Source organism: Wenzhouxiangella sp. XN79A (assembly GCF_012272825.1).
GTDB lineage: Bacteria > Pseudomonadota > Gammaproteobacteria > Xanthomonadales > Wenzhouxiangellaceae.
This window is the reverse complement of record NZ_JAAWWS010000097.1, coordinates 1-721: the sequence shown is the minus strand read 5'-3', so window position 1 is coordinate 721 and position 721 is coordinate 1. Positions and strand designations below refer to the sequence as shown.

General features: G+C 65.9%; 1 protein-coding gene. It reads left to right on the top strand.

Annotated elements, in window-relative coordinates:
* Positions 1–466: sulfotransferase (locus HFP89_RS00205; protein WP_168715624.1), on the top strand; the 466-nt coding region annotated here is incomplete at its 5' end.
* Positions 467–721: the final 255 nt, after the last annotated feature.

Sequence of the window (721 nt, the reverse complement as noted above, 5' to 3'; positions counted from 1 at the left end):
GGCGATGCTCGATCGCGAATGGCTGGGTGGCTTCACCCACGCCTTCCTGATCCGCGACCCGCGCTCGGTCGTCGCCTCGTACCTGAACAAGCGCGACACGGTGTCGGACGAGGCGATCGGCGTGCCCCAGCAGTGGGCGCTGTATCGCTTCGTGACCGAGGAGCTGGGTCAGGATCCACCGATCATCGATTCGGGCGAGTTCCTGCACGATCCGGAAGGCCACCTGCGCGCCTTGTGCGCCCACCTGGACTTGGACTTCGACCCGGCCATGCTGCACTGGCCGGCCGGTCCGCGCGACACCGACGGCATCTGGGCGCCGCACTGGTACGACACGGTGTGGGCATCGACCGGCTTCGGCCCACCGCCGGCCGAGCCGCCGGTACTCGACGGGCGTGCGGCGAATGTCGCGGACTGTTGTCGGGGGAGTTATGAGCGGTTGTTCGTGAAGAGGATTCCGGTGGATTGAATCTGGCGTTTGCCCATCGGCGGACGGTTTGCTTCTGGTGTCTTGCTCGGCCTGACGTGTGTGCTTCCCTGGGCTACACGCGTTTCGCCACGCGGGCTTCGTCCGCGTTCTGGCGAGGCACGTTTGTCGAACGCCACAAACGTACCGAAAGGGCTTTTTCACAAGCGCGCGTATCTGTCGGGGTCTGCCCTCCGGTGAGGGCTGTGGCGCGAAGAATCGCGCAGCGCCGTGGAGATGGAAGGGCTTGCCGGGTAC